This window comes from Pseudoalteromonas sp. 19-MNA-CIBAN-0066 (assembly GCF_040308705.1).
GTDB lineage: Bacteria > Pseudomonadota > Gammaproteobacteria > Enterobacterales > Alteromonadaceae > Pseudoalteromonas > Pseudoalteromonas nigrifaciens.
Map to the genome: position 1 here is coordinate 1 of NZ_JBEONZ010000426.1, position 235 is coordinate 235.

The window sequence follows — 235 nt, forward strand, 5'->3', positions numbered from 1 at the left end:
GCACTTCAAGCGATGTAAAAATTAAAATTGCGATACTTAAAATAAAGTAAATACGAGTAAACAAATGCACTGCATCTTGGCTTATTTTTTTAGCGAGTAATGTTTTTTTAATAAGCTTGCCAATACGTGTGACTACAAACCACATAGCAAACAATATAAGTGGCACTTGAATTACTTTTGCTACCGTAATATTCACATCGTTATAAGTGAATATTACAAAGGCTAAGTATTGATT

Annotated in this window: 1 pseudogene; it reads right to left on the reverse strand. The window is 30.6% G+C overall.

The window, feature by feature from the left end:
- Positions 1–235 (reverse strand): annotated as a pseudogene (locus tag AAEZ18_RS19690) (mechanosensitive ion channel protein); the annotation flags it as partial.